The organism is Frigoribacterium sp. PvP121, assembly GCF_017833115.1.
GTDB classification, from domain to species: Bacteria; Actinomycetota; Actinomycetes; order Actinomycetales; family Microbacteriaceae; genus Frigoribacterium; species Frigoribacterium endophyticum.
Genome location: NZ_JAFIBR010000001.1, coordinates 2446577 through 2469345 on the forward strand (window position 1 = coordinate 2446577; position 22769 = coordinate 2469345).

At 73.4% G+C, this 22769-nt stretch carries 22 protein-coding genes and 1 tRNA gene; 13 read left to right on the forward strand and 10 right to left on the reverse strand.

Going from position 1 to position 22769, the window contains the following annotated elements:
- Positions 1–66: 66 nt before the first annotated feature.
- From JOE43_RS11435 to JOE43_RS11455, 5 genes are all read right to left on the reverse strand, one after another.
- A complete protein-coding gene (locus JOE43_RS11435; RefSeq protein ID WP_209517850.1) occupies positions 67–1083 on the reverse strand; it encodes a glycine betaine ABC transporter substrate-binding protein in 1017 nt (338 codons plus the stop codon).
- Positions 1083–1796, reverse strand: a complete 714-nt coding sequence (locus tag JOE43_RS11440; protein WP_209519196.1) for an ABC transporter permease — start codon at positions 1794–1796, stop codon at positions 1083–1085. Before JOE43_RS11440 ends, JOE43_RS11435 begins: the two co-directional genes overlap by 1 nt.
- Positions 1797–1864: 68 nt before the next feature.
- On the reverse strand, positions 1865–3169 hold the full coding sequence (locus JOE43_RS11445; RefSeq protein WP_209517852.1) for an ABC transporter ATP-binding protein: 1305 nt from the start codon (positions 3167–3169) through the stop codon (positions 1865–1867).
- The gene (locus tag JOE43_RS11450; RefSeq protein WP_056054917.1) at positions 3156–3806 is read right to left on the reverse strand and encodes an ABC transporter permease; all 651 of its coding nucleotides are present in this window, start codon (positions 3804–3806) and stop codon (positions 3156–3158) included. Before JOE43_RS11450 ends, JOE43_RS11445 begins: the two co-directional genes overlap by 14 nt.
- A gap of 281 nt (positions 3807–4087) precedes the next feature.
- Positions 4088–5476, reverse strand: a complete 1389-nt coding sequence (locus tag JOE43_RS11455) for an LLM class flavin-dependent oxidoreductase (RefSeq protein ID WP_056054920.1) — start codon at positions 5474–5476, stop codon at positions 4088–4090.
- Positions 5477–5555: 79 nt separating this feature from the next.
- Here JOE43_RS11455 and JOE43_RS11460 point away from each other — a divergent pair, with 79 nt between their 5' ends.
- Positions 5556–6809 carry an MFS transporter gene (locus tag JOE43_RS11460; protein ID WP_307803338.1) on the forward strand — a complete coding sequence of 418 codons (1254 nt, stop codon included), beginning with the start codon at positions 5556–5558 and terminating at the stop codon, positions 6807–6809.
- Between the two features lie 80 nt (positions 6810–6889).
- Here JOE43_RS11460 and JOE43_RS11465 read toward each other — a convergent pair whose 3' ends face one another.
- From JOE43_RS11465 to JOE43_RS11480, 4 genes are all read right to left on the reverse strand, one after another.
- Positions 6890–8278, reverse strand: coding sequence for an NAD(P)/FAD-dependent oxidoreductase (locus JOE43_RS11465; RefSeq protein WP_209517856.1), 1389 nt, complete (start codon positions 8276–8278; stop codon positions 6890–6892).
- Between the two features lie 91 nt (positions 8279–8369).
- Positions 8370–8585, reverse strand: coding sequence for a hypothetical protein (locus tag JOE43_RS11470; RefSeq protein ID WP_056054926.1), 216 nt, complete (start codon positions 8583–8585; stop codon positions 8370–8372).
- Positions 8586–8666: 81 nt separating this feature from the next.
- The gene (locus tag JOE43_RS11475; protein ID WP_209517859.1) at positions 8667–9644 is read right to left on the reverse strand and encodes an aldo/keto reductase; all 978 of its coding nucleotides are present in this window, start codon (positions 9642–9644) and stop codon (positions 8667–8669) included.
- Positions 9645–9856: 212 nt separating this feature from the next.
- Positions 9857–9941 (reverse strand) — tRNA-Leu (locus tag JOE43_RS11480).
- A 98-nt stretch (positions 9942–10039) separates the two neighbouring features.
- Here JOE43_RS11480 and JOE43_RS11485 point away from each other — a divergent pair.
- The 5 genes from JOE43_RS11485 (at position 10040) to JOE43_RS11505 (ending at position 15606) form a co-directional block, all read left to right on the forward strand.
- The gene (locus JOE43_RS11485; protein ID WP_209517861.1) at positions 10040–11377 is read left to right on the forward strand and encodes a M20/M25/M40 family metallo-hydrolase; all 1338 of its coding nucleotides are present in this window, start codon (positions 10040–10042) and stop codon (positions 11375–11377) included.
- A 26-nt stretch (positions 11378–11403) separates the two neighbouring features.
- The gene (locus JOE43_RS11490; RefSeq protein ID WP_209517863.1) at positions 11404–12246 is read left to right on the forward strand and encodes an undecaprenyl-diphosphate phosphatase; all 843 of its coding nucleotides are present in this window, start codon (positions 11404–11406) and stop codon (positions 12244–12246) included.
- Positions 12243–13502 carry a cysteine--1-D-myo-inosityl 2-amino-2-deoxy-alpha-D-glucopyranoside ligase gene (mshC, locus tag JOE43_RS11495; protein ID WP_209517864.1) on the forward strand — a complete coding sequence of 420 codons (1260 nt, stop codon included), beginning with the start codon at positions 12243–12245 and terminating at the stop codon, positions 13500–13502. Before JOE43_RS11490 ends, mshC begins: the two co-directional genes overlap by 4 nt.
- A 74-nt stretch (positions 13503–13576) precedes the next feature.
- Complete coding sequence (locus JOE43_RS11500) at positions 13577–14923, forward strand: sensor histidine kinase (protein WP_209517866.1); 1347 nt, start codon at positions 13577–13579, stop codon at positions 14921–14923.
- Positions 14920–15606 carry a response regulator transcription factor gene (locus JOE43_RS11505; RefSeq protein WP_209517868.1) on the forward strand — a complete coding sequence of 229 codons (687 nt, stop codon included), beginning with the start codon at positions 14920–14922 and terminating at the stop codon, positions 15604–15606. Before JOE43_RS11500 ends, JOE43_RS11505 begins: the two co-directional genes overlap by 4 nt.
- Positions 15607–15631: 25 nt before the next feature.
- Here JOE43_RS11505 and JOE43_RS11510 read toward each other — a convergent pair whose 3' ends face one another.
- Positions 15632–16543 (reverse strand): proteasome assembly chaperone family protein, encoded by a 912-nt coding sequence (locus JOE43_RS11510; RefSeq protein WP_209517870.1) that lies wholly within the window; start codon positions 16541–16543, stop codon positions 15632–15634.
- Between the two features lie 113 nt (positions 16544–16656).
- Between JOE43_RS11510 and JOE43_RS11515 the strand changes: the two genes are divergently transcribed.
- From JOE43_RS11515 to tatC, 7 genes are all read left to right on the forward strand, one after another.
- A complete protein-coding gene (locus tag JOE43_RS11515; RefSeq protein WP_307803339.1) occupies positions 16657–17349 on the forward strand; it encodes an HAD family phosphatase in 693 nt (230 codons plus the stop codon).
- A 73-nt stretch (positions 17350–17422) separates the two neighbouring features.
- Positions 17423–18493 (forward strand): tRNA (adenine-N1)-methyltransferase, encoded by a 1071-nt coding sequence (locus JOE43_RS11520; protein ID WP_209517872.1) that lies wholly within the window; start codon positions 17423–17425, stop codon positions 18491–18493.
- Between the two features lie 94 nt (positions 18494–18587).
- Complete coding sequence (locus tag JOE43_RS11525; RefSeq protein WP_209517873.1) at positions 18588–19514, forward strand: FKBP-type peptidyl-prolyl cis-trans isomerase; 927 nt, start codon at positions 18588–18590, stop codon at positions 19512–19514.
- A 75-nt stretch (positions 19515–19589) separates the two neighbouring features.
- Positions 19590–20630, forward strand: coding sequence for a YafY family protein (locus JOE43_RS11530; protein ID WP_209517875.1), 1041 nt, complete (start codon positions 19590–19592; stop codon positions 20628–20630).
- Positions 20627–21619, forward strand: coding sequence for a YafY family protein (locus JOE43_RS11535; RefSeq protein WP_167259230.1), 993 nt, complete (start codon positions 20627–20629; stop codon positions 21617–21619). Before JOE43_RS11530 ends, JOE43_RS11535 begins: the two co-directional genes overlap by 4 nt.
- 62 nt (positions 21620–21681) lie before the next feature.
- A complete protein-coding gene (locus tag JOE43_RS11540; protein ID WP_209517877.1) occupies positions 21682–21936 on the forward strand; it encodes a twin-arginine translocase TatA/TatE family subunit in 255 nt (84 codons plus the stop codon).
- Between the two features lie 75 nt (positions 21937–22011).
- Positions 22012–22767 (forward strand): twin-arginine translocase subunit TatC, encoded by a 756-nt coding sequence (gene tatC, locus JOE43_RS11545; RefSeq protein ID WP_056055936.1) that lies wholly within the window; start codon positions 22012–22014, stop codon positions 22765–22767.
- Positions 22768–22769 lie beyond the last annotated feature (2 nt).

Sequence of the window (22769 nt, forward strand, 5' to 3'; positions counted from 1 at the left end):
CCCGTGGCCGCGCGCCGCCGGGCCCTGGGGAGGGACGGCGCGGTCCCTCCCCACCGGGGGTCGACGTCAGGGCCTCGTGACGAAGCCCTTCTCGACCATCCAGTCGAAGGCCACGTCGGCGGGCTCCTCGCCCTCCACGTCCACCCGGCGGTTGAGGGTCCGGAGCTCCTCGTCCGTGAGCGACGGCGAGATCGCGTCGAACACGTCGGCGAGCTCCGGGTTCTCCTCCAGCGCCTCCGCCGAGAAGACGGGCGCCACGTTGTAGGCGGGGAAGAAGCCCTGGTCGTCGTCGAGCACCGTGAGGTCGAGCGAGTCGATCCGCCCGTCGGTGGTGAACACCTCGCCGAAGTTGCAGCGACCACGGTCCGTGGCCTCGTAGACGGTGCCCGTGTCGAGGATGCTGACGTTGCTCGTCGGCACGCCGTCCGCGGCGCCGAGCTCGAGTCCGTAGCGCTCGAGCATCGGCGCGAAGCCGTCGGCCCGCGAGTTGAACTCGGCCTCGACGCAGAACGTCCGCTGCTCGACGGGCAGGGCCGCGATGTCGCTCAGCGAGTCGACGTCGCCCAGCTCGGGCACCGCCTCCGAGCGGACCGCCATCGCGTACGTGTTGTTGAGGGGGGCGGGCGGCAGCCAGACGAGGCCGTTCGCGACGTCGGCGTCGCGGACGGCGACGTACTGCTCCTCCTGGTCGGGGATCCCCGCGGCCTCGCCGAGGTAGGTGAGCCACGCCGTGCCGGTGTACTCGTAGGTCATGTCGGCGTCGCCGTCGAGCATCAGCTGGCGCACGGCGACGCTGCCGGGCACGTTCGTCATGTCGGTGACGTCGAACCCGGCCGCCTTCGCGGCGAGGACGGCGATCTTGCCGAGGACGAGCTGCTCGGTGAAGTTCTTCGTCGTGACGGTCAGCGAGGCGTCGTCGGGCAGCCCCTCGATCGCCTCGATCGAGCCCGGCGCGACGGCCGGCACGAAGGCGGTGGCCGGCTGCAGGCCGCAGCCGGCGAGGAGGGCCGTCGAGGAGGCGGCCACGAGGGCCGTGAGGGAGGCGCGGCGCAGTCGGCGGCGCGGGGTCGCGGTGGTCGTCATCAGAGTCCCTTCGGACGGGCGACGTGCTCGACGACGCGGCCGAGCCAGTCGAGCAGGAGCGCCAGGAGCGCGATCAGCAGGGCGCCCGAGACGAGGACCCGGGGCAGGAAGAGGTTGACGCCGGTGGTGATCAGCAGGCCGAGGCCGCCGGCGCCGATGAACGTGGCGAGGGCGGCGGAGCCGACCAGGAGCACGAGCGCCGTGCGGATGCCCGAGAGCATGACCGGGACGGCCAGGGGCAGCTCGACCCGGAACAGCACGGCGAGCGACGACATGCCCATGCCGCGGCCCGCCTCGACCAGACGGCCGTCGACGCTCTGCAGCCCGATCATCGTGTTGCGGAGCACGGGCAGCATCGCGTAGAGGACGAGCGCGACCACGGCGGCCCAGAACGAGAAGCCCAGCCAGAACGCCAGGAGCACGACGAGGCCGATGGCCGGTGCGGCCTGGCCGAAGTTCGCGACGGCCAGGATCGGGCCGGAGACCCGGCGGAACGGCCCGCGGGTCAGCACGACGCCGAGCGGCACGGCGATCACGAGCACGATCACGGCCGAGACGAACGTCAGCGCCAGGTGCTCGCCGGTGTAGCCGAGGAGGTCGGAGGGGTTCAGCGTGGTGCGCTCCGCCGTGGTGAGGTCGGCGGTCGTGAGCCACACGACGAACGCCCCGAGGGCGAGGAGCACGGCGACCGGCTGCACGACGAGGCCGAGCAGCCCCGGGCGGGCGGGGCGCCGTCGTGCCGGCCGGGCCGCCGCGGCGACGGCGGGCTCCGCGGCGGCGCTCACGCGACGTCCCGCGGGGCCGCCGCGTCGGGCTCTGACCCGGCCGAGCCCGTGCCGGTGCCCCCGGCGGCCGGCTCGGGCAGGACGGAGAGCGGCCCGGTGTTCGTGCCGACGGGCGCGTCGGTCGCGGCGATGGCCGCGGCCTTCCTGGCCCGGGTGATGGCGTCCATGACGACCTCGACGGTGATGACGCCGATGAAGGCGTCACGTCGGCCGGTGACGAGGGCCGCCCCCGCGCTCGAGACGAGCATCGTGTCGAGCGCGTCGTTGAGGGTGGCGCCGCTGCCGACCACGGGCAGGTCGGCGTCGGGCGTCGCCGAGACGACGTCGACCCGCCGCAGCTGCCTCAGGGACGGCCAGCTCACGGGTCGGTCGCGCTCGTCGACGACGACGGCGTGCGCGTGCCCGGCGGCCTCGACTCGGGCGACGACCTCGGCACCGGGCTCCCCGGGGCGCGCGACCACCGCCTCCGCCAGGTCCACGTCGCCCACACGGGCGAGGGTCAGCTGCTTGAGCCCCGCGCCGGACCCGATGAAGTTCTCGACGAACTCGTTCGCGGGCTCGGCGAGGATCCGCTCAGGGGTGTCGTACTGGACGATGTGGGCGCCCTCGGAGAAGATCACGATCCAGTCGCCGAGCTTCACGGCCTCGTCGAAGTCGTGCGTGACGATGACGATGGTCTTCTGCAGCTCCTCCTGGATCCGCAGCAGCTCGTCCTGGAGGCGCTGACGCGTGATCGGGTCGACGGCGCCGAAGGGCTCGTCCATGAGCAGCACGGGCGGGTCGGCGGCGAGGGCGCGGGCCACGCCGACGCGCTGCTGCTGGCCGCCGGAGAGCTCCTTCGGGTAGCGGTCGCGGTAGGTGTCGGGGTCGAGCGACACGAGCTCGAGCAGCTCGTCGACGCGCGCGGCCACGCGCTCCCTGCTCCAGCCCAGCATCTTCGGCACGATCGCGATGTTGGCGGCGACCGTCATGTGCGGGAACAGCCCGCCGGCCTGGATCACGTAGCCGATGCGCCGGCGCAGCTCGTCGCCGTCGATGCTCGTCACGTCGTCGTCGCCGAGGACGATGCGGCCCTCGGTCGGCTCGATGAGGCGGTTGATCATCTTGAGCGTCGTCGTCTTGCCGCAGCCCGACGGGCCGACGAGCATGACGATCTTGCCGGCCGGGATCTCGAGCGTGATGCCGTCGACGGCGGGGGCGGACTGCCCCGGGTAGCGCTTCGTGACGGTGTCGAGGAGGATGCTGCGGCCGGAGACGCCGGAGTCGGCGGTCGCGGCGGCGGGGGAGTCAGTTCTGGACACGGATGCCTCTCGGGATGGTCAGGCGGCCGAGGCCGACGAGGAGGAGGTCGAGCACCAGGGCGAGGACGACGACGCCCACCACCCCGGTGACCACGGAGGCGAGCGCGTTCGCGCCGCCGAGCCGGGAGAGCCCGGAGAAGATGAAGCCACCGAGGCCGGGGCCGAGGGCGTACGCCGCCACGGCCGCGATGCCCATCACCATCTGGGCGCTGACGCGCACGCCGGTGAGGATGATCGGCCAGGCGAGGGGCAGCTGCACCTGCACGAGCGTGCGGAACCGGCCCATGCCGATGCCGCGCGCCGACTCGACGATCGCGTCGTCGACCTCGGTGAGGCCCACGACGGCGTTGCGGAGGATCGGCAGCGTCGCGAAGAACGTCACGACGATGACCGTCGGCAGGACGCCGAAGCCGACCGGGGCGATGAGCAGGCCGACGACCGCGAACGAGGGCAGCGTGAGGCCGACCGCCGAGACGCCGTTGGCGAGGCCGCGCAGCCACGGCACGCGGTGCACGAGGGCGGCCACCGTCACGGCGATCACCACGGCGAGCAGGAGGCACTGCACCACGAGCGAGAGGTGCTGCCAGGAGGCGAACCAGATCTGGTCCCACCTGTCGCTCACGTAGTCCCACGCCATGTCGTCTCGCCCCTCGTCACCGGTAGTCGTCCCGTTCACACGAACGCCCGGCTGAGCCGGGCGGACGACTACGACCATAACCACGACGCCCGTCGCTGTCACGGTGACGAGCGACCCCGACGGGGTGCGGACGGCGTCGTCGTTACCGAACGAGCGTCGGAGAAACCCCGGTCAGGAGGGGGTGGGCCGGAGGGGCGGCGACCGGAGTGTAACGATGTGGGGGACAACGCCGGAGGCGCGGTGCAGGACGCCCCGCACCGCGCCTCCCGAGGGCCCCTGCCTCACTCCGCGGCGGCTCGCGACCCCACCTTGTAGCGCGACCCGTGGTGCTCCGCGGGAAGCCGGTCGCCCCGGCCGAAGAGCTTCTGGCGGAGGGTGCCCGGCTCGTACTCGGTCGGGTAGACGCCCCGCGCCTGCAGCACGGGGACGACGTGCTCGACGATGTCCTCGAAGGTGCCCGGCGTGATCGCGTAGGCGAGGTTGAACCCGTCGACGTCGGTCTCGGCGACCCACTCCTGCAGCTGGTCGGCGATCTCCTCGCCCGACCCCACGATGCGCGGCCCGAGCCCGCCGATGCCCGCCGCCTCGGCGATGTCGCGGATCGTCCACTCCTTGCCGGTGTCGCCCTCCTGGGCCTGGAAGTTCGCGAGCGCCGACTGGATGGCGTTGCTCTCGACGTCGCCGACCGGGTCGTCGAGGGAGTAGCTCGACAGGTCGACGCCCATCCAGCCCGACATCAGCGTCAGGGCGCCCTCGTGCGAGGCGTACCGGCGGTACTCCTCGTGCTTCGCCCGCGCGGCCTCCGGCGTCGCGTCCGTGATGATCGTGAGCAGCGTGTAGATGCGCGCCGAGTACCGGTCGCGCCCGGCCGCCTCGAGGGCGTCGCGGAGCTTCGTCACGGTCGCGGCGAGGCGCTCCTTCGTCGGCGCCGCGACGAAGATCGACTCGGCGTTGCCCGCCGCGAAGGCGATGCCCCGGGGCGACGCGCCGGCCTGGTAGATGACCGGCGTGCGCTGCGGGCTCGGCTCGGCGACGTGGATGCCGGGGACCTTGTAGTACGTCCCCTCGTGCCCGATGTCGTGCACCTTGCTCGGGTCGGTGAACACGCCGGTCTCGCGGTCGCGGACGACGGCGTCGTCCTCCCACGAGCCCTCCCAGAGCTTGTAGAGCACCTCGAGGTACTCGTCGGCCTGGTCGTAGCGCGTGTCGTGGTCGAGCTGGTCGTCGGCGCCCATGTTTCGGGCGGCGCTCGGCAGGTAGCCGGTCACGACGTTCCAGCCGACCCGGCCCTCGGTGAGGTGGTCGAGCGTCGACATGCGGCGCGCGAAGGGGTACGGGTGCTCGTAGGCCGTGCCGGCGGTGATGCCGAAGCCCAGGTGCTCCGTCGCGGCGGCCATGGCCGACACGAGGAGGATCGGGTCGCCCACCGGCGTCTGGGTGCCGTTGCGGAGGGCCGCGTCGTGGTTGCCGCCGTAGACGTCGTACGTGCCGAGCACGTCGGCGATGAAGAGCCCGTCGAACCGGCCCCGCTCGAGGAGGCGCGCCAGGGAGGTCCAGTAGCTGAGCTTCGTGTAGTCGGGCGAGCGGTCGTCGGGGTGCCGCCAGAGCCCGGGGGACTGGTGCCCCACGCAGTTCATGTCGAAGGCGTTGAACCGGATGCGTCGAGTCATGGCTCGATGGTGGTCGACGACGGCGGTGGCCGCCTCCCTCGCGACACACGGCGTCACACTCCGGCCGTACCCTGGAGTCGTGCCCCGCCCCACCGACCCCGCCGCCGACCCCGACCCGGCGGAGGCCCCGGGCACCGCCGCCGCCGACCCGACGCCGACGGCCCGCCCGCGGCTCGGGCGCGACGTGGTCGTGCTCGGGGTCATCGCCTTCTTCGTCATGGTCGGCTTCGGCGTGGTCGTGCCGGTGCTGCCCGTCTACGCGCAGAGCTTCGGGGTCGACCACGTGCTCGTCGGCGCCGTGCTCGCGGCCTTCGCGCTGATGCGCCTCGTCGCGAGCCCCTTCGTCGGCCGGCTGCTCGACCTCGCGGGCGAGCGGGTGGTGCTCAGCGCGGGCATCGGGATCGTCGCCCTGTCGAGCGCCCTCGCGGGCCTCGCCACCGACTACCCCCAGCTCCTGCTGATGCGCGGCCTGGGCGGGATCGGCTCCGCGATGTTCACGATCTCCGCCATGACCCTCCTCCTCGCGTCCACCCCGCCGACCCGACGGGCCCGCGCCGTCGGCTTCTACCAGGGCGGCTTCCTGGTCGGCGGCATGGCCGGGCCGGCCATCGGCGGCGTGCTCTCGACGATCTCGCTCACGGCCCCGTTCTTCTTCTACGCGGCGACCCTCGCCGTGGCGGGGCTGATCGGCGTCGTGCTGCTGAAGCCGGTGCCGCGCGGCGCGGCCGCGGAGAAGGCGGAGCCGCCGACCCCGCTCCGCGACGTCCTGGCCGACGTGCGGTTCCGCGCGGCCTGCGTGGCGAACTTCGCCCAGGGCTGGTCGTCGCTCGGGGTCCGGAGCGCGCTGGTGCCCGTGCTCGTCGTCGAGGTGCTGCGCGGGCCGACGGCCTGGACGGGCGTCCTCTTCGCCGTCGCGGCCGTCGCCCAGACCGTCGCCCTCGCGCCGGCCTCGCGCTTCGTCGACACCGTCGGGCGACGACCCGCCGTGATCGGCTCGTTCGCGGTCGCCGCCGTCAGCCTCGCCGCCGTGCCCTTCGCGTCGCACGTCGTCGTGCTCGGGGCCCTGCTCGCCGTCTACGGCGTGGCGACGGCCTTCATGGGCACGGCTCCCGCAGCGCTCGTGGGCGACGCGGCCGGCGCCCGCGGCGGGCGGCCGGTGGCGATCTTCTCGATGTGCTCCGACGTCGGGGCCATCGCCGGGCCGCTGGTGGCGGGGCTGCTCGTCGACGTGGCGTCGTTCCCCGTCGCGTTCGGCGTCGCGGCGCTCCTGCTCGTGGCGGCCTCCCTGGTCGCCGTCCGCATCCCGCGCGAGCCCCGGCCGGCCCTGGCCTGACCGGCACGACGACGGAGGCGCGCCCCGGTCACCCGGGACGCGCCTCCGTCGTCTGCCTCGTCGCCCGCGGGCGACCCCGGCTACTTCGCCGGAGCGGCCTTCGCCGGGCTGGCCTTCGCCGAGCCCGCCCCCGCGTCGTCCGTCTTCGGCGCCACCACGGGCGTCACCTTGAGGAACCCGGCGCGCGGGTCGGCCAGGCCGACCAGCGGCGTCTGGTCGCGACCGCCGACGAAGTTCGTCACCCAGCCGGTGAGGATGCGCCACTTGCGGTTGACGGTCGGCATCGCGTACAGGTGGTAGCCGCGGTGGGCGAGCCACGCCGCGACGTTCTTGACCTTGACGCCCTTGAGGACGCCCGCGCCCTTGCCGATGCCGTAGCTCGCGACCGTGCCGACCGACGCGTGGCGGTACTCGGCCAGCGGAGCGCCCGAGAGCGCCGCGATCACGTTGTCGGCCACCGTCACGGCCTGGCGGACGGCGTTCTGCGCGTTCGGCGGGTAGAACGCCGGCTGCTTCTCGGCCAGGAGGTCGGGCACCTGGGCGACGTCGCCGAGCGCCCAGATGCCGTCGAGCACCTGGCCGTCGTCGGTCTGCACCTGGAGCGTCGCCTTGACGTCGACGTGGCCCTTCGGGCCGAGCGGCAGGCCGAGGTCGGCGACGACGGGGTTCGGCTTCACGCCGGCCGTCCAGACGATCGTGCCGGCGGGGATGGTCTCGCCGTCGCTGAGGACGACGTCGCCGTCGATGCACGAGGGCATCGTGGTGCCGAGGCGGATGTCGATGCCGCGGCCGCGCAGGTGCCCGAGGGTCCACTTCGAGAGCTCGGGGCCGACCTCGGGGGCCACGCGGTCGAGCGCCTCGACGAGGACGAAGCGGAGCTCGTCGCGCGACAGGGTCGGGTACTCGTCGACGGCGGCCTTGGCCGCGTCGTCGAGCTCGGCCATGGCCTCGACGCCGGTGTAGCCGCCGCCGACGAAGACGACGGTGAGCAGCTTGCGGCGGGTCGCGGCGTCCTGGACGGAGGCTGCCTCGGCGATGTTGCCGAGGACGCGGTCACGGACGTACTGGGCCTCCTCCACGCTCTTGAAGCCGACGCCGTTCTCGGCGAGGCCGGGCGTGGGGAAGGTGCGCGTGACGGCGCCGAGGGCGACGACGAGCTGGTCGTAGGGCAGCTCGGAGGCGACCCCGTCGGCGGTCGTGACCGTGATGGTCTTCGAGTTCGCGTCGAGCGCCGTCACGGCGGCCTCGACGACCTTGGTCTTCTTCAGCGCCTTGCGGAGCGGCACGGTGACGTCGCGCGGCGCGATGTGGCCCCCGGCCACCTCGGGCAGGAAGGGCTGGTACGTGTAGTACGGAGACTGGTCGACCAGCGTGATGCTGGCGCTCTGCGGCGGCTGGCGCTTCTGGAGCTCGAGTGCCGTGGTGAGTCCGGCGGCGCCGCCGCCGAGGATGATGATTCGCTGTGTCATGGTTGTGTTCCTCCCTGGGTCGACCGTACTAGAGACACGCGGCGACGACCCGCCCTCCCGGGGGAGTCGCGGGTCGTCGCCCCGGGGACCGTCAGCGGTCGGCCGGGATGTCCGAGTCGGTGTACGAACCGTCGGCCTCGCCGTCGTGCGGCCCGGTGGTCTCGCCGCCGTCGGCGGGGATGTCGCTGTCGACGTAGGAGCCGTCCTGCTCGCTCGTGACGTCGGTGCTCGTCGTCTCGACGTGCTCGGTGTGGACGTGGTCCTCGTGCTGGTGGTCGGACTCGTTGCCGTGGTGCTCGGTGCCCATGCTGGCGCCCTCCGTTCTGTCAGGTCGCGGAGCGTCGTCGCCCGCGTGCGGCTCACACTAGACGCGTGGGGCCGGCGCGGGTCAGAAGCCCTCGTTCTCCCTCGTGACGTACGGCGACTCGAGGGCGTCGAGCTCGTCGTCGGTCAGCCACAGGTCGACCGAGGCGACGGCGTCGTCGAGGTGCTGCATCTTCGTGGCGCCGACGATGGGCGCGGTGACGACCTCCTGCTGGCGGACCCAGGCGAGGGCCACCTGTGCGCGGGAGACGCCCCGCGCCTCCGCCACCGTCGCGACGGCCGCCGCGACCTGCCGGTCGGCGTCCTCGCGCTGGCGGTAGAGGGTGCCGCCGAACTGGTCGGTCTCGGTGCGGGCCGTGGTGTCGTCCCAGTCCCGCGTCAGCTTGCCGCGCGCGAGCGGCGACCAGGGGATCACCCCGACGCCCTGGTCGAGGCAGAGCGGGTGCATCTCGCGCTCCTCCTCGCGCTGGACGAGGCTGTACTGGTCCTGCATCGAGACGAAGCGCGTCCAGCCGCCGAGGTCGGCCGTGTGCTGCGCCTTGGCGAACTGCCACGCCCACATGCTCGAGGCGCCGATGTAGCGGGCCTTGCCCGACTTCACGACGTCGTGCAGCGCCTCCATCGTCTCCTCGATCGGGGTCTCCGGGTCCCAGCGGTGGATCTGGTAGAGGTCGACGTGGTCCGTCCCGAGGCGGCGGAGGCTGTCGTCGATGGCGCTCATGACGTGCCCCCGCGAGAGCCCCGCGCCGTTCGGGCCGGGACGCATGCGGTTGAAGACCTTGGTGGCGATGACGACCTCGTCGCGGCGGGCGAAGTCGGCGAGGGCGCGACCGACGATCTCCTCGCTCGTGCCGTCGGAGTAGACGTCGGCGGTGTCGAAGGTGGTGACGCCCTGCTCGAGGGCGCGCCGGATGAACGGTCGCGACTCCTCCTCGGGGAGGCTCCACGGGTGGGCGCCGCGCTCCGGGACGCCGTAGCTCATGCAGCCGAGGACGACGGCCGAGACCTGCAGCCCGCTCGATCCTAGACGTGTGTACTCCATCGTGTTCCCTCTCTCTGTCCGGTCGACTGCGACAGTAGACCGCACGGGGGGACGGGAGCCGGACGACGAGGAGCGACGGCGCCCGCGACGCACACCGTCGGGAAAGACACGGCCGGCAGAGGCACCGCCGGGAACGACGAAGGGCCCCGCCGGAGCGGGGCCCTTGCCGTGGTGCTGCACTGTCTCAACCAGTGTGTCGATCCGAGGATCGGTGTCCGAGGGGGGACTTGAACCCCCACGCCCTATACGGGCACTAGCACCTCAAGCTAGCGCGTCTGCCATTTCCGCCACCCGGACTGGATGGTGCCTGCCGAAGCCGACCACGAAACACTAGCACGGCTCCGAGGGCCCCGATGACCACGGGCACGAGGGGGGCTCCGGGTAGCGTGGTCGGCATGACGACGACCCCTGAGTCCGAGCCCGGCACGACCGACCGCGAGGTCGAGCTCGACGAGACGGCGACCATCGCGCGCGACCTGATCCGGTTCGACACGTCGAACTACGGGGGCGGTCGGTCGAACGGCGAGGCGGACGCCGCCGAGTACGTGGCCGACGCGCTCCGGGCGCTCGACCTCGAGCCCCTCGTCTTCGAGTCCGAGCCCGGCCGAGTGAGCGTCCTCGCCCGGGTCGAGGGGGCCGACCGCTCCAAGCCGGGGCTCGTCGTGCACGGGCACCTCGACGTCGTGCCCGCCGACCCGGCGAACTGGTCGGTCGACCCGTTCGCGGGCGTCGTCCGCGACGGCATGCTCTGGGGCCGCGGCGCGGTCGACATGAAGAACATGGACGCGATGATCCTGTCGTCGCTCGGCGACATCCTCCGGGCCGGCGAGCGACCCGCCCGCGACCTGGTCGTCGGGTTCCTGGCCGACGAGGAGGCCGGGGGAGTCCTCGGCTCGCACTTCCTGGTGACCGAGCACCCCGAGGTCTTCGAGGGCGCCACGGAGGCGATCAGCGAGGTCGGCGGGTACTCGACCTTCATCGACGGCCGGCGCTCGTACCTGCTGCAGACGGGCGAGAAGGCCCTGATCTGGATCAAGCTCCGCACCCGGGGCACGGCCGGCCACGGGTCGCAGATGATCGTCGCGAACGCCGTGACGCGGCTCGCCGAGGCCGTCGCGGTGCTCGGCCGGCAGCAGTGGCCCATCGCCCTCACCGACACGACCACGGCGCTCCTCTCCGAGGTGGCGCGCATCCTCGACGTGGACCTCGAGCAGACGTCGCCCGACGAGCTCGTGCTGCACACCGGCACGGCGGCCGGCTTCATCCGCGGGTCGCTCCGCACCACCACGAACCCGACGATGCTCACCGCGGGCTACAAGCACAACGTCGTGCCCGACACGGCGGAGGCGCTGGTCGACATCCGCTGCATGCCCGGCCAGGAGGAGGCCGTGCTGGCCGAGGTCCGCGCGCTGATCGGCGACGACGTCGAGATCGAGACGATGCACACCGACATCGGCCTCGAGACCCCCTTCTCGGGCCCCCTCGTCGAGGCGATCACGGGCACGCTCGAGCGGCACGACCCCGGGGCCCCCGTGCTGCCCTACCTGCTCTCCGGCGGCACCGACAACAAGGCCCTGAGCCTGCTCGGCATCGCGGGCTACGGCTTCGCGCCGCTGCGGCTCGACGAGGGGATGGACTTCCCGGCCATGTTCCACGGCGTCGACGAGCGGGTGCCGCTCGACGCACTATCCTTCGGGAGTCGCGTCCTCCGGGACCTGCTGGCGACGTACTAGCACCCCCGCACCAGAAGGGCCCCCGCGTGGAGCATCTCCTCCAGGCACTCCTGCTCGGCCTCGTCCAGGGCCTCACGGAGTTCCTCCCCGTCTCGTCGAGCGCCCACCTGCGGCTCGTCGGCCTGTTCTTCTCCGAGCCGGGCTCGGCCGCCGACTTCGACCCCGGCGCGACGTTCACCGCGATCACGCAGCTGGGCACGGAGCTGGCCGTGGTCATCTACTTCTGGCGTGACATCACGCGCATCCTCACCAAGTGGTTCCAGGGAGTCACGGGCAGGATCCCGAAGGCCGACCCCGACGTGCGCATGGGCTGGCTGGTCATCATCGGCACGGTCCCGATCGTGCTGGTCGGCTACCTCGCCCAGGACTACATCCGCACCGTCTTCCGGTCGCTCTGGATCGTGGCGGTCGTCCTGATCGTCTTCGGCCTGCTGCTCGGGCTCGCCGACCGCCTCGGGCGCAAGGAGCGCTCCTTCGAGCAGATGAGCTACGGCCACGGCATCGCCGTCGGCGTCGCCCAGGTGCTCGCGCTGTTCCCCGGGGTGTCCCGCTCGGGCGCCACGACGACGACGGCGCTGGCCCTCGGCTACTCGCGACCCGCGGCCGCCCGCTTCTCGTTCCTGCTGGCCGTCCCCGCCGTGTTCGGCAGCGGCCTGTTCGAGCTCGTCCAGAGCTTCAGCGACCCCGGCCCGTACTCGCTCGGCGAGACCCTCGCCGCGACCGTCGTCGCGTTCGTGGTCGGGTTCGTGGTGATCGCGTTCTTCATGAACTACATCTCGAAGCGCAGCTTCCTGCCCTTCGTCGCGTACCGCATCGTGCTCGGCGTCGTCCTGCTCGTGCTGCTCGGCACGGGCGTGGTGGCCGCGTGAGGGCCTGGACGCGGCCGACGGTCCCGGCGCTGCCCGGCTCGGCGCCCCTGCCCGTCCTGCACGACACCGCGACGGCCGAGCGACGCACCGCCCGCGTCGTCGACGGCGCGGCCTCCCTCTACGTCTGCGGCATCACGCCCTACGACGCCACCCACCTCGGGCACGCGTCGACGTACCTCGCCTTCGACACCCTCGTGCGCATCTGGCTCGACGCCGGGGTCAGCGTCACCTACGCGCAGAACACGACCGACGTCGACGACCCGCTCCTCGAGCGCGCCGCCGCGACCGGCGTCGACTGGCGTGACCTGGCCGCCTCGCAGACCGACCTGTTCCGCAGCGACATGCAGCACCTGCAGGTGCTCCCGCCCGACCACTACGTGGCCGTCACCGACGTCGTCTCCGACGTGGCGGAGGCCGCGGCGCGCCTCCTCGACCTCGGGCTCGCCTACCGCGTCGAGACGCCCGGCTCGAGCGAGGGCGACGACGTGTACTTCGACGTCCGGGCCGCCGAGCGGTCGACCAGCTGGCACCTCGGCCTCGAGAGCCGCTACGACCTCCAGACCATGAGCCGCTTCTCCGCCGAGCGCGGCGGCGATCCCGACCGCCCCGGCAAGCGGGACCCGCTCGACCCGCTCCTCTGGAGGGCGGCGCGCGAGGGCGAGCCCTCCTGGCCGAGCGTCCTGACCGCCGGCCGTCCCGGCTGGCACATCGAGTGCACCGTCATCGCCCAGGCCCACCTGGCCGGTCCGATCTCCGTCAACGGCGGCGGCAGCGACCTCGTGTTCCCGCACCACGAGCTGAGCGCGGCGCACGGGACGGCGCTGACCGGCGAACCGTACGCCGACCTGTGGGCGCACACGGGGATGGTGGCCTACCAGGGCGAGAAGATGAGCAAGTCGCTCGGCAACCTCGTCAAGGTCAGCGAGCTCGTCGCGGCCGGCCACGACGCCCGGGCGGTGCGGCTGGCGGTCGCGGGCCACCACTACCGCTCCGACTGGGAGTGGTTCGACGCCGACCTCGAGGCCGCCGAGGCCCGGCTCGACCGCTGGGTCCGCTGGGCCTCCGCGGTCGACGACGCGGCGGTCGGCGACGAGCCGACGCCGCTCCTCGCGGCGATCCGACGTGCGCTGGCCGACGACCTCGACACGCCGGCCGCCCTCGCGGCGGTCGACGCCCGGGTCGCCTCGGGCAGCACCGCGACCGCGGTCGACGTCGACGCGGTGCAGGCGCTCCTCGGCGTCGACCTGCGCCGCTGAGCGCGCCCGGGCCGACAGCGTCCCGCGCGCTGACGGAACCTCGCGACACATGACCGTCTGACATACTGACGGGGATGTCCCTCGTCGTGCCGCCTCCCCAGGACCCCGGGAGCGCCGATCGCCCGAGGCGTCGCCTCACGCGTCGCGACGCTCGGGTCGACGCCCTGGTCGCCCTCGGCCTCCTGGCCCTCGGGGCGCTCACCGCGGTGCTCGCCCTCGTCGTCGTGGACGGCGAGTCGACGGCGAGCACGGCCCCCGCCGAGACCTTCGCCTGGCTCGTCGCCCTCTGTGCCCCGGTCGCCCTGCGCCGCCGCCGGCCCCTGGTCGCCATGGTCCTGGTGGCCGCCGTCGTGGTGGGGGCCTCGCTCCGCGGCTACCCGGACGACCTCGCACCGGCCCTCACCCTGTTCCTCGTCATCTCCACCGCCAACGCCTGGGCCGCCTCCCGCCGTCGGGCCCTGGTGACGAGCGTCGTCGTCTCGGCCGCGCTCTTCGGCCTGCTGCTGGTCGGCCTCGCCCGCCGGGCCGGGGAGGCCGAGGGCGTGCCCGTCGGCCCCCTGACCGCCTCCGTCGTCTACTCCGTGGTGTTCACGGCGCTCTTCTTCGCGGGGGCCGTCCTGGTCGGGCGGTCCTCCCGCGTCTCAGCCGCGCGCCTCCACGCCCTCGAGCGGGCGGGCGTCGACCTCCGGGCGGCGCAGGAGGTCGTCGCCGACCAGGCCATCGACGAGGAGCGCTCCCGCATCGCGCGCGAGCTGCACGACGTCGTGGCCCACAACGTCGCCGTGATCGGCATCCAGGCGGGCGCCGCGCGTCGCACCCTCGACCGGCCGGACGTGGCCCGCGGCGCCCTGAGCGCCGTCGAGGCCACGGCCCGCACGACCGTCGAGGAGCTCGAGCGGCTGCTGCGGGTCCTCCGCACCCGCGACGGCAGCTGCGCCGCCCCGGCGGGCCTCGCCGACCTCCCGCAGCTCGTGGAGGACACCCGCCGCCTCGGGCTCGACGTCCGCTGGGGCGTGGAGGGCGACGTCGCCGACGTGCCCGAGAGCACGGGGGTGACGCTCTACCGCGTCGCGCAGGAGGCCCTGACCAACACGCTGAAGCACGCCTCCGCCTCCGTCGCGGTCGTCAGCCTCCGGCGGCACGACCGCACCGTCGAGATCGAGGTCGTCGACGACGGTCGGGGCTCCGGTGACCGCGGGGCGCCCGCCACGGCCTCCTCGACGGGCGTGACGGGCACCGGGCTGGGGCACCGGGGCATGCGCGAACGGGTCGACCTGCACGGCGGCGACCTCGAGGTCGGTCCGCTGCCCCGCGGCGGCTACCGCGTGCGAGCGGTCCTCCCGGTCGCGTCGTGCGCCGTGCCCGACCGCGAGGCCCCGACCACGAGCTCCCTGACCCGACAGCCCGGGGCCGCCCGGTGACCGCCGGGGCGCCCGTCCGGGTCCTCCTGGTCGACGACCAGGAGCTCGTCCGGGCCGGCTTCCGCATCATCCTCGACACCGCCGACGGGCTCGAGGTCGTGGGGGAGGCCCGAGACGGGCTGGAGGCCGTCGACCTCGCCCGCGAGACGCGGCCGGACGTCGTCGTGATGGACATCGAGATGCCGCGCCTCGACGGGCTCGAGGCCACGCGGCGCATCCTCTCCGAGCACGGCGTCGACGGCCCCGCCGTGCTCGTGCTCACCACCTTCGGCCACGGCGACTACCTCTTCCGGGCGCTCCAGGCGGGGGCGAGCGGGTTCCTGCTCAAGACCTCCGGCCCGGAGGAGCTCATCGACGCGGTCGGCGTCGTGCACCGCGGCGACGCGCTGCTGGCCCCGGAGGTGACCCGCGACGTCGTCGCGCGCGCCCTCGCCGGCCCCGAGCGCCGCCCGCCGGCCCCGAGCCCGCGCCTGGCCCTCCTCACCGAGCGCGAGCGCGAGGTGCTCGACCGGCTCTCCGTCGGCGAGTCCAACGCGGAGATCGCCCGGGCGCTCTACCTCGGCGAGGCGACCGTCAAGACGCACGTCTCGAACGTGCTCGGCAAGCTCGAGCTGCGCGACCGGACGGCGGCGGTCGTCTTCGCCTACGAGAACGGCGTGGCCGTCCCCGGCGAGAAGCGCTGACGACGGCGCCTCGCCCCGGCGGCGCTCAGACCCCGGGCGGGAACCGCGGGTCGTCGCGCCCGTCGCCGGCCTTGCCGTCGCGCCGGCGGAGGTACCGCTCGAACTCCTGGGCGATCGCCTCGCCGCTGGCCTCGGGGGAGTCGACGGTGTCGCGGGCCTGCTCGAGCTGCTCGATGTAGCCGGCCATGTCGTCGTCGTCGGCGGCCAGGGCGTCGATGCCCTGCTCCCAGGCGGTGGACTCGGCCTCCAGCTCGCCCCGGGGCACCTGCACGTCGGCGACCTCCTCGAGCTTCTCGATGAGGGCGAGGGTCGCCTTCGGCGAGGGGGAGGCGTGCACGTAGTGGGGCACGGAGGCCCAGATGGCGAGCGTCGGGACGCCCGCCTGCTCGAGGGCGTCGCCGAGCACGGAGAGGATGCCCACCGGCCCCTCGTAGCTGCTGCGCTCGAGCCCGAGCCGCGTGCGCACGTCGTCGTTGTCGCTGCTCACGAAGACCGAGATGGGGCGCGTGTGCGGCACGTCGGCGAGCATCGCGCCGAGGAAGACCACCGACGTCACGTCGTGCACGTCGACCAGGTCGACGATCTCGGCCGCGAAGCTGCGCCAGCTGCGCGACGGCTCCGCCCCGAGCAGCACGAACACCTCGGTGCCCGGCGCGTCGACCCCGGCCGCCGAGAGCGACGTCGAGGAGTCCGGCGTGGCGTGCAGCTGGATGCGCGGCCAGACGAGGGAACGCCCGCCGTCGTCGTCGAGCCCCACCTGGGGCCGGTTGAACTGGTAGTCGATGTACCGCTCGCCGTCGAGCTCGGCCACCGCCTCGAGCGACAGCGACTCGATCACGCTCCTGGCGACGCCGCTCGCGGCCTCGCCGGCGTCGTTCCAGCCCTCGAAAGCGACGACCAGCAGTCGTCCCGTCGCGAAGTCAGACGTGTCAGTCACCGTGTCCTCACCGAGTCGGGGAGGGGCCCTCGACGTCTCGGACCACGATAGACCGAGCACGAGGAGGCGCGGGTCGCCCGCCGGGGGAGCCCCCTCCCGTAGACTCCTCCGTCGTGACCGATCTCCTGCCCGCCGCCGTCCTCTGGGACATGGACGGAACCCTCGTCGACACGGAGCCCTACTGGTTCGAGTCCCAGGTCGCCCTGGTCGGCTCGTTCGGCGGCACCTGGACCAAGGCCGACGGCGACACGCTGATCGGCTCGGGCCTCTGGCACTCGTCGCGCGTGCTGCAGCAGCACGGCGTCGACATGTCCGAGGACGCGATCATCGAGCACTTGACGACCGCCGTGCTCGAGCGCTGCGCCGTGCACGTCCCGTGGCGTCCGGGCGCGAAGGAGCTCCTCGCCGAGCTGCGCGCCGCCGGCGTGCCCACCGCGCTCGTCACGATGTCGATCCGCCGCATGGCCCTGTTCATGGTCGACGCCATCGAGTTCGACGCCTTCGACGCCGTGGTCGCGGGCGACGACGTGGAGCACGCCAAGCCCCACCCGGAGGCGTACCTGCGCGGGGCGGAGCTGCTCGGGGTCGACGTCGCCGACTGCGTCGCCGTCGAGGACAGCGTGCCCGGCCTCGCCTCCGCCGTCGCGGCCGGCGCCGTCGCGCTCGGCGTCGAGTACCACGCGCCCCTCGTCGACGACGCGGGCTACGTCCGCCGCACCACGCTGGTCGGCACGACCCTCGCCGACCTCCGCGAGCTGCACGCTGCGGGGCGCCGCCTGCGCGAGCAGCGCTCGACCGACTCCTGACCTGCGGGGCGCACCCCGCGCCTCCTCGACGCCCCGGCCCGCCGGGCCGCGCACCGACCGAAAGCAGCACCGCATGACCGCCACCCGCCGCCAGTCCGGGCCGTTCCTCGAGGGCGACAAGGTCCAGCTCACCGGCCCGAAGGGCAAGATGAACACGGTCGTGCTCACGCCCGGCGCCGTGTTCCACACGCACCGGGGCATGATCGCCCACGACGACATGGTCGGCCTGCCCGACGGCTCGGTCGTGGCGAGCACCACCGGCGACGAGTACCTCGCCCTCCGTCCGCTGCTGAGCGACTTCGTGATGTCGATGCCCCGGGGCGCGGCGATCGTCTACCCGAAGGACGCCGCCCAGATCGTCGCCTTCGCCGACGTCTTCCCCGGCGCGACCGTCGTCGAGGCCGGCGTGGGCTCCGGCGCCCTCTCGCTCTGGCTGCTCCGCGCGATCGGCCCCGAGGGCCGACTCGCCTCCTTCGAGCGCCGCCAGGAGTTCGCCGACGTCGCGCTCGGCAACGTCACGAGCTTCTTCGGTGCCGAGCCCGAGAACTGGACGGTGACCGTCGGCGACCTCGTCGAGAGCCTGCCCGACGTGATGCCCGACGGGACGGTCGACCGGGTCGTGCTCGACATGCTCGCGCCCTGGGAGTGCGTGGAGGCGACCACCGCGGCCCTGAAGCCCGGCGGCCTGGTGATCTGCTACGTCGCCACCGCCACCCAGCTCTCGCGCGTCGCGGAGGCCCTCCGCGCCTCCGGGTCGTTCACCGAGCCCGACGCCTCGGAGACGCTCGTGCGCGGCTGGCACGTCGAGGGCCTGGCCGTGCGACCCGACCACCGCATGATCGGCCACACCGGGTTCCTCATCACCGCGCGCCGCCTGGCGCCCGGCGCGGTGCTGCCGCAGCTCAAGCGCCGCCCGTCGAAGTCGGACTACTCCGACGCCGACGTCGAGGCCTGGACCCCCGGGGCCCTGGGCGACCGCTCGGCGAGCGACAAGAAGCTCCGCAAGACCGCTCGTCAGGCACGCACCGCCGCCGACGCCGCGATCGGGGCCGCCGAGGCGGTCGCCGCGGCGGGCACGGCGCCCGACGCCGAGGCCGGAGCCTCGACGAGCGAGGCGACCGACCCGCCGCGCGACGCCCAGTAAGCTGTCCGACGCATCCCGCGGCTCCCGGCCGCTCCTCGCGGCCCCGCCGCCCCCGAAGCACCCGCGGCCCGGCCGCACCATGGAAAGAGGCCCCGTGCGCACCATCCCCGCCCTCGTCGTCGCCGTCGGCCTGCTGGCCTCCCTCACCGCGTGCGCCGGCGACTCCGGACCGGGTTCGTCGGGCTGCCCGCCCACGGGCGACGCCGCCTCGGTGGTCACCGCCACCGGCTCGTTCGGGGAGAAGCCCGACGCCGACGTGCCGAGCCCGATCGTCACCACCGAGACGCAGGTGTCGACCCTCATCGAGGGCGACGGCGAGCGTCTCGTCGACGGGTCGCCCGTCATCATCGACTACACGCTGTACGACGGCGCCACCGGGCGCGAGGTGGAGGACAGCGGCTACGACGGCACCGCCGCCAACCCCATCACGGTCGGTGGGCAGGCCCTCGCCCCGCTCGCGGCGGCCCTCGAGTGCTCGACCGTGGGCTCCCGCGTGGTCGTGGCCGTCAAGGCGTCCGAGCTCTCCGCCTCGATCCAGGGCTCGGCGGTCGAGCCGACCGACGACCCCGACGCCGCGTACGTCGCCATCGTCGACGTCAAGCAGGCCTTCCTGCCGAAGGCCGACGGCCGCCCCGTGCCCGGCGAGAGCGGCCTGCCGGCCGTCGTCACCGCCCCGGGCGGCGCCCCCGGCATCTCGGTCCCCGACGCCGACGCCCCGACCGCGCAGGAGACCCACCTCGTCCGCGAGGGCTCCGGTCGCGAGCTCACCGCCGACGACACCGCCGTCGTGCAGTTCACGGCCGTGACCTGGGCCACGCCCTCGACGGTCACGGCCTCGACCTGGAACAACGGCGACACCGCCACGACGGTCGCCCTCGGCGACCCGGCCCTCCCGGCCCCCATCCGCGACGCCCTCGTCGGCCAGAAGGTCGGCTCGCAGGTGATGACGGTCATCCCGGCCGCCGAGGCCGGCGGCGCGGACAGCTTCGTGTACGTCTTCGACGTGCTCGGCTCCCTCTGAGCCCGTCCGCGGCCCTGGAGGCCGGTGCCCCGCACGGCGGGTCGCCGACCTCGGCCGTGGCCTAGGATCGATCGCGTGCCCGCCGCCCGCGCCCCCAGGATCCCCGTCGAAGAGCGGTTGTTCAGCCTCGTGCTGGCCCTGCTCGCGACCGACACCGGGCTGACCAAGTCGGAGGTCCTGTCGACGGTCCAGGGCTACCGCCAGAAGTACTCGACGGCCGGCGACAACGCCGCCCTCGAGCGCCAGTTCGAGCGCGACAAAGACGACATCCGCGAGCTCGGCGTCCCGCTCGAGACCGTCGACGACCCCGCGGCCTCCGGCAACAACCAGCTCCTCCGGTACCGGATCCCGCGCGGCAGCTACGAGCTGCCCCTCGACATCTCGTTCTCGCCGGAGGAGACGGCCCTGTTGACCCTCGCCGCCATGGTGTGGCGCGAGGGCACGCTCTCGGGCGAGTCCCGGAGGGCGCTCCTCAAGCTCCGCTCGCTCGGCGGGACGGCCACCGTGCCCGAGCTCGAGTACGCACCCCGCATCCGCTCCCGCGACGCCGCCTTCGAGCCCCTCCGCACCGCCCTCGACCGCGGGGTCGTCGTCCGCTTCGACTACCTCAAGCCGGGGGAGGCCCGGCCCCGCCGCCGCGAGGTCGCGCCGTTCGCGCTCGTCCAGCACCAGGGGCGCTGGATGGTCCCGGCGATCGAGCCCGACACCGGCTCACGGAAGAACTTCCTCCTCTCGCGCATCGTCGGACCCGTGACCGTCACCGGTCGCTCGTTCCCGCGGCCGGCCGACGCGACCGCCGACTCCGCCCTCGCGGGGCTGGAGGAGCTGCGCCGGTCGAACACCGCGCTCGTGCGCGTGGTCGAGGCGTCGGACGCCGAGACCCGGCTCTCGAAGCGCCGGGGGACGGAGTCCCGGGGCGCCGACGTGCTGGCGGTCCACTACTCCGACGCGTCCATCCTCGCGGAGGAGCTCTCGTCGTTCGGCCCGGAGGTCACCGTCCTCGAGCCCGCGAGCCTCCGCGGACTCGTCGTGTCGCGCCTCCGACGCCTCGTCGCCGACCACGACGACGGAGCGCGGCCCGTCGGGTCCGCGACCGGAGCGGGGGCCCGATCGTGAGCGACCGCCGACCCGCCCTGCAGGCGACCGACAAGCTCGCCTTCCTCCTCGCCCTCGTCCCGTGGCTGATCGACCACGAGCGCGTGAGCGTCGCCGAGGCGGCCGAGCACTTCGCCGTCAGCACGGCGGAGATCCGGCGCGCGGTCGAGCTCATCGCCGTCTCCGGCATCCCGGGCGAGACGTCGCAGTACCAGCACGGCGACCTCTTCGACATCGCGTGGGACGACTTCGAGCAGAACGACGTGATCGTGCTGACGAACCTCGTCGCCATCGACGAGTCGCCTCGGTTCTCGTCCCGTGAGGCCGCGGCGCTCATCGCCGGGCTCCAGTACCTGTCCTCGCTGCCCGACCACGCCGACAGGGCCGCCGTCGCCTCGCTCACCGCGAAGCTGTCCCGAGGCGCGTCGAGCGAGCCGAGCCAGGTGGCCGTCGCCGAGAGCGAGTCGGACGAGGCCCTCGCCGTCGTGGGCCGGGCGGTGGAGGCGGGGGTGCAGCTGGAGTTCGACTACGCCGGCGTCCGCGGTCGCGCCGAGCGTCGACGGGTCGACCCGCTGAGGGTCGAGTCCCTGGACGCCGACTGGTACCTCCGCGCCTGGGACCACGTGCGCGAGGGGCTCCGCACCTTCCGCGTCGACCGGATGTCACGGCCGGCGCTCACCGACGCGCCCATCACGCACCGCGCCTCCGACCTCTCCCTCCCCGACACGCTCTTCGAGGGCTCGCCCGACGACGTGGTCGTCACGATCGAGATCGACGACGCGGCCGCCGCCCTGCTCGACGACTGGTCGCCGACCGACGTCGAGCGAGCGGACGAGGGCCGCACGCGCCTCTCGCTCCGCGTGTCGCACCACGGGACGGTGGCCCGCCTGGTCGCCGGGCTGCCGGGGCGGGCCTGCGTCGTGGCACCGCCGGAGGCGCGGAGGGCCGTCGCGGAGTGGGCACGTCGTGCCGCGGCCGAGTACGACGCCGAGGGAACCGCCGCGGGCTGACCGAGGCCGCCCAGGGACGGCACGGTACACTTGCCACTCATCCGTCCCGCGAGGAGGACCTCATGCTCGGCAACCTCACCGGCTTCCACCTGATCATCATCCTGGCGATCATCCTGCTGCTCTTCGGGGCGCCCAAGCTCCCCGGGCTCGCGAAGAGCATCGCCCAGTCGATGCGCATCTTCAAGAACGAGATCGGCGACGACAAGAAGACGGCCGACGACGACGTCCGCCGCTCGACGGTCGACGACGCACCGCGGTCGACCTCCTCGACGACCACCCGCCCCGTGCACGGCGACGATCTGCCGCCGAAGCTCTAGCGCGTGGCCGCGACCACCAGCACCGGCACGAGCGAGGGCGGCGGTGCTCCCCGTCAGCGGTCCCGCGACGGCCGGATGTCGCTCGGCGCGCACCTCGTCGAGCTCCGCAAGCGGCTGTTCCGGTCCGCCCTCGCGCTGATCCTCGCGAGCGTCGCCGGTTTCGCGCTCTCCTCCTGGGTGCTCGACGTGCTCCGGGGGCCCATCACGCAGATGGCGGTCGCGCGGGGCACCGAGGCGACGCTCAACTACCCGACCATCGCGGGCAGCTTCGACCTGCGCCTGCAGATCGCGGTCACCGTCGGCGTCATCCTGTCGAGCCCTGTCTGGCTCTACCAGGTCTGGGCCTTCATCGTCCCCGCGCTCGTCCGACGCGAGAAGGTCTACGCGGTCAGCTTCATCGGCTCCGCCATCCCGCTCTTCCTCCTGGGCTGCGCCAGCGGCTACTACGTCCTGCCGCACATCGTCGAGGCGCTCACCGGTTTCGTCGCGGCGGAGGACGCGGCGATCATCGACGCGAAGCAGTACTTCGACTTCGTCCTCAAGCTGATCCTCGCGGTGGGCATCGCGTTCGTCCTCCCCGTCTTCCTCGTGCTGCTCAACTTCGTCGGCGTCATCTCCGCCGTGGGCATCATCAAGGGCTGGCGCGTCGCCATCCTGCTCATCGCGCTCTTCACCGCGATCGCGACCCCGGCGGCCGACGTGTTCTCGATGTTCCTGCTCGCGATCCCGATGGTGGTGCTCTACTTCGCCGCGGCCGGGGTCGCCTGGCTGCACGACAGGCAGGTGGCGAAGAAGGTGGCGGCCCTCGACGCCGAACTCGCGGGAGGATAGCC

Coding starts and splice junctions, on each gene's coding strand:
- JOE43_RS11435 (WP_209517850.1), bottom strand. CDS start 1,083: ATGACGACCACCGCGACCCCGCGCCGCCGACTGCGCCGCGCCTCCCTC.
- JOE43_RS11450 (WP_056054917.1), bottom strand. CDS start 3,806: ATGGCGTGGGACTACGTGAGCGACAGGTGGGACCAGATCTGGTTCGCC.
- JOE43_RS11455 (WP_056054920.1), bottom strand. CDS start 5,476: ATGACTCGACGCATCCGGTTCAACGCCTTCGACATGAACTGCGTGGGG.
- JOE43_RS11465 (WP_209517856.1), bottom strand. CDS start 8,278: ATGACACAGCGAATCATCATCCTCGGCGGCGGCGCCGCCGGACTCACC.
- JOE43_RS11470 (WP_056054926.1), bottom strand. CDS start 8,585: ATGGGCACCGAGCACCACGGCAACGAGTCCGACCACCAGCACGAGGAC.
- JOE43_RS11475 (WP_209517859.1), bottom strand. CDS start 9,644: ATGGAGTACACACGTCTAGGATCGAGCGGGCTGCAGGTCTCGGCCGTC.
- JOE43_RS11485 (WP_209517861.1), top strand. CDS start 10,040: ATGACGACGACCCCTGAGTCCGAGCCCGGCACGACCGACCGCGAGGTC.
- JOE43_RS11500 (WP_209517866.1), top strand. CDS start 13,577: ATGTCCCTCGTCGTGCCGCCTCCCCAGGACCCCGGGAGCGCCGATCGC.
- JOE43_RS11520 (WP_209517872.1), top strand. CDS start 17,423: ATGACCGCCACCCGCCGCCAGTCCGGGCCGTTCCTCGAGGGCGACAAG.
- JOE43_RS11540 (WP_209517877.1), top strand. CDS start 21,682: ATGCTCGGCAACCTCACCGGCTTCCACCTGATCATCATCCTGGCGATC.
- tatC (WP_056055936.1), top strand. CDS start 22,012: ATGTCGCTCGGCGCGCACCTCGTCGAGCTCCGCAAGCGGCTGTTCCGG.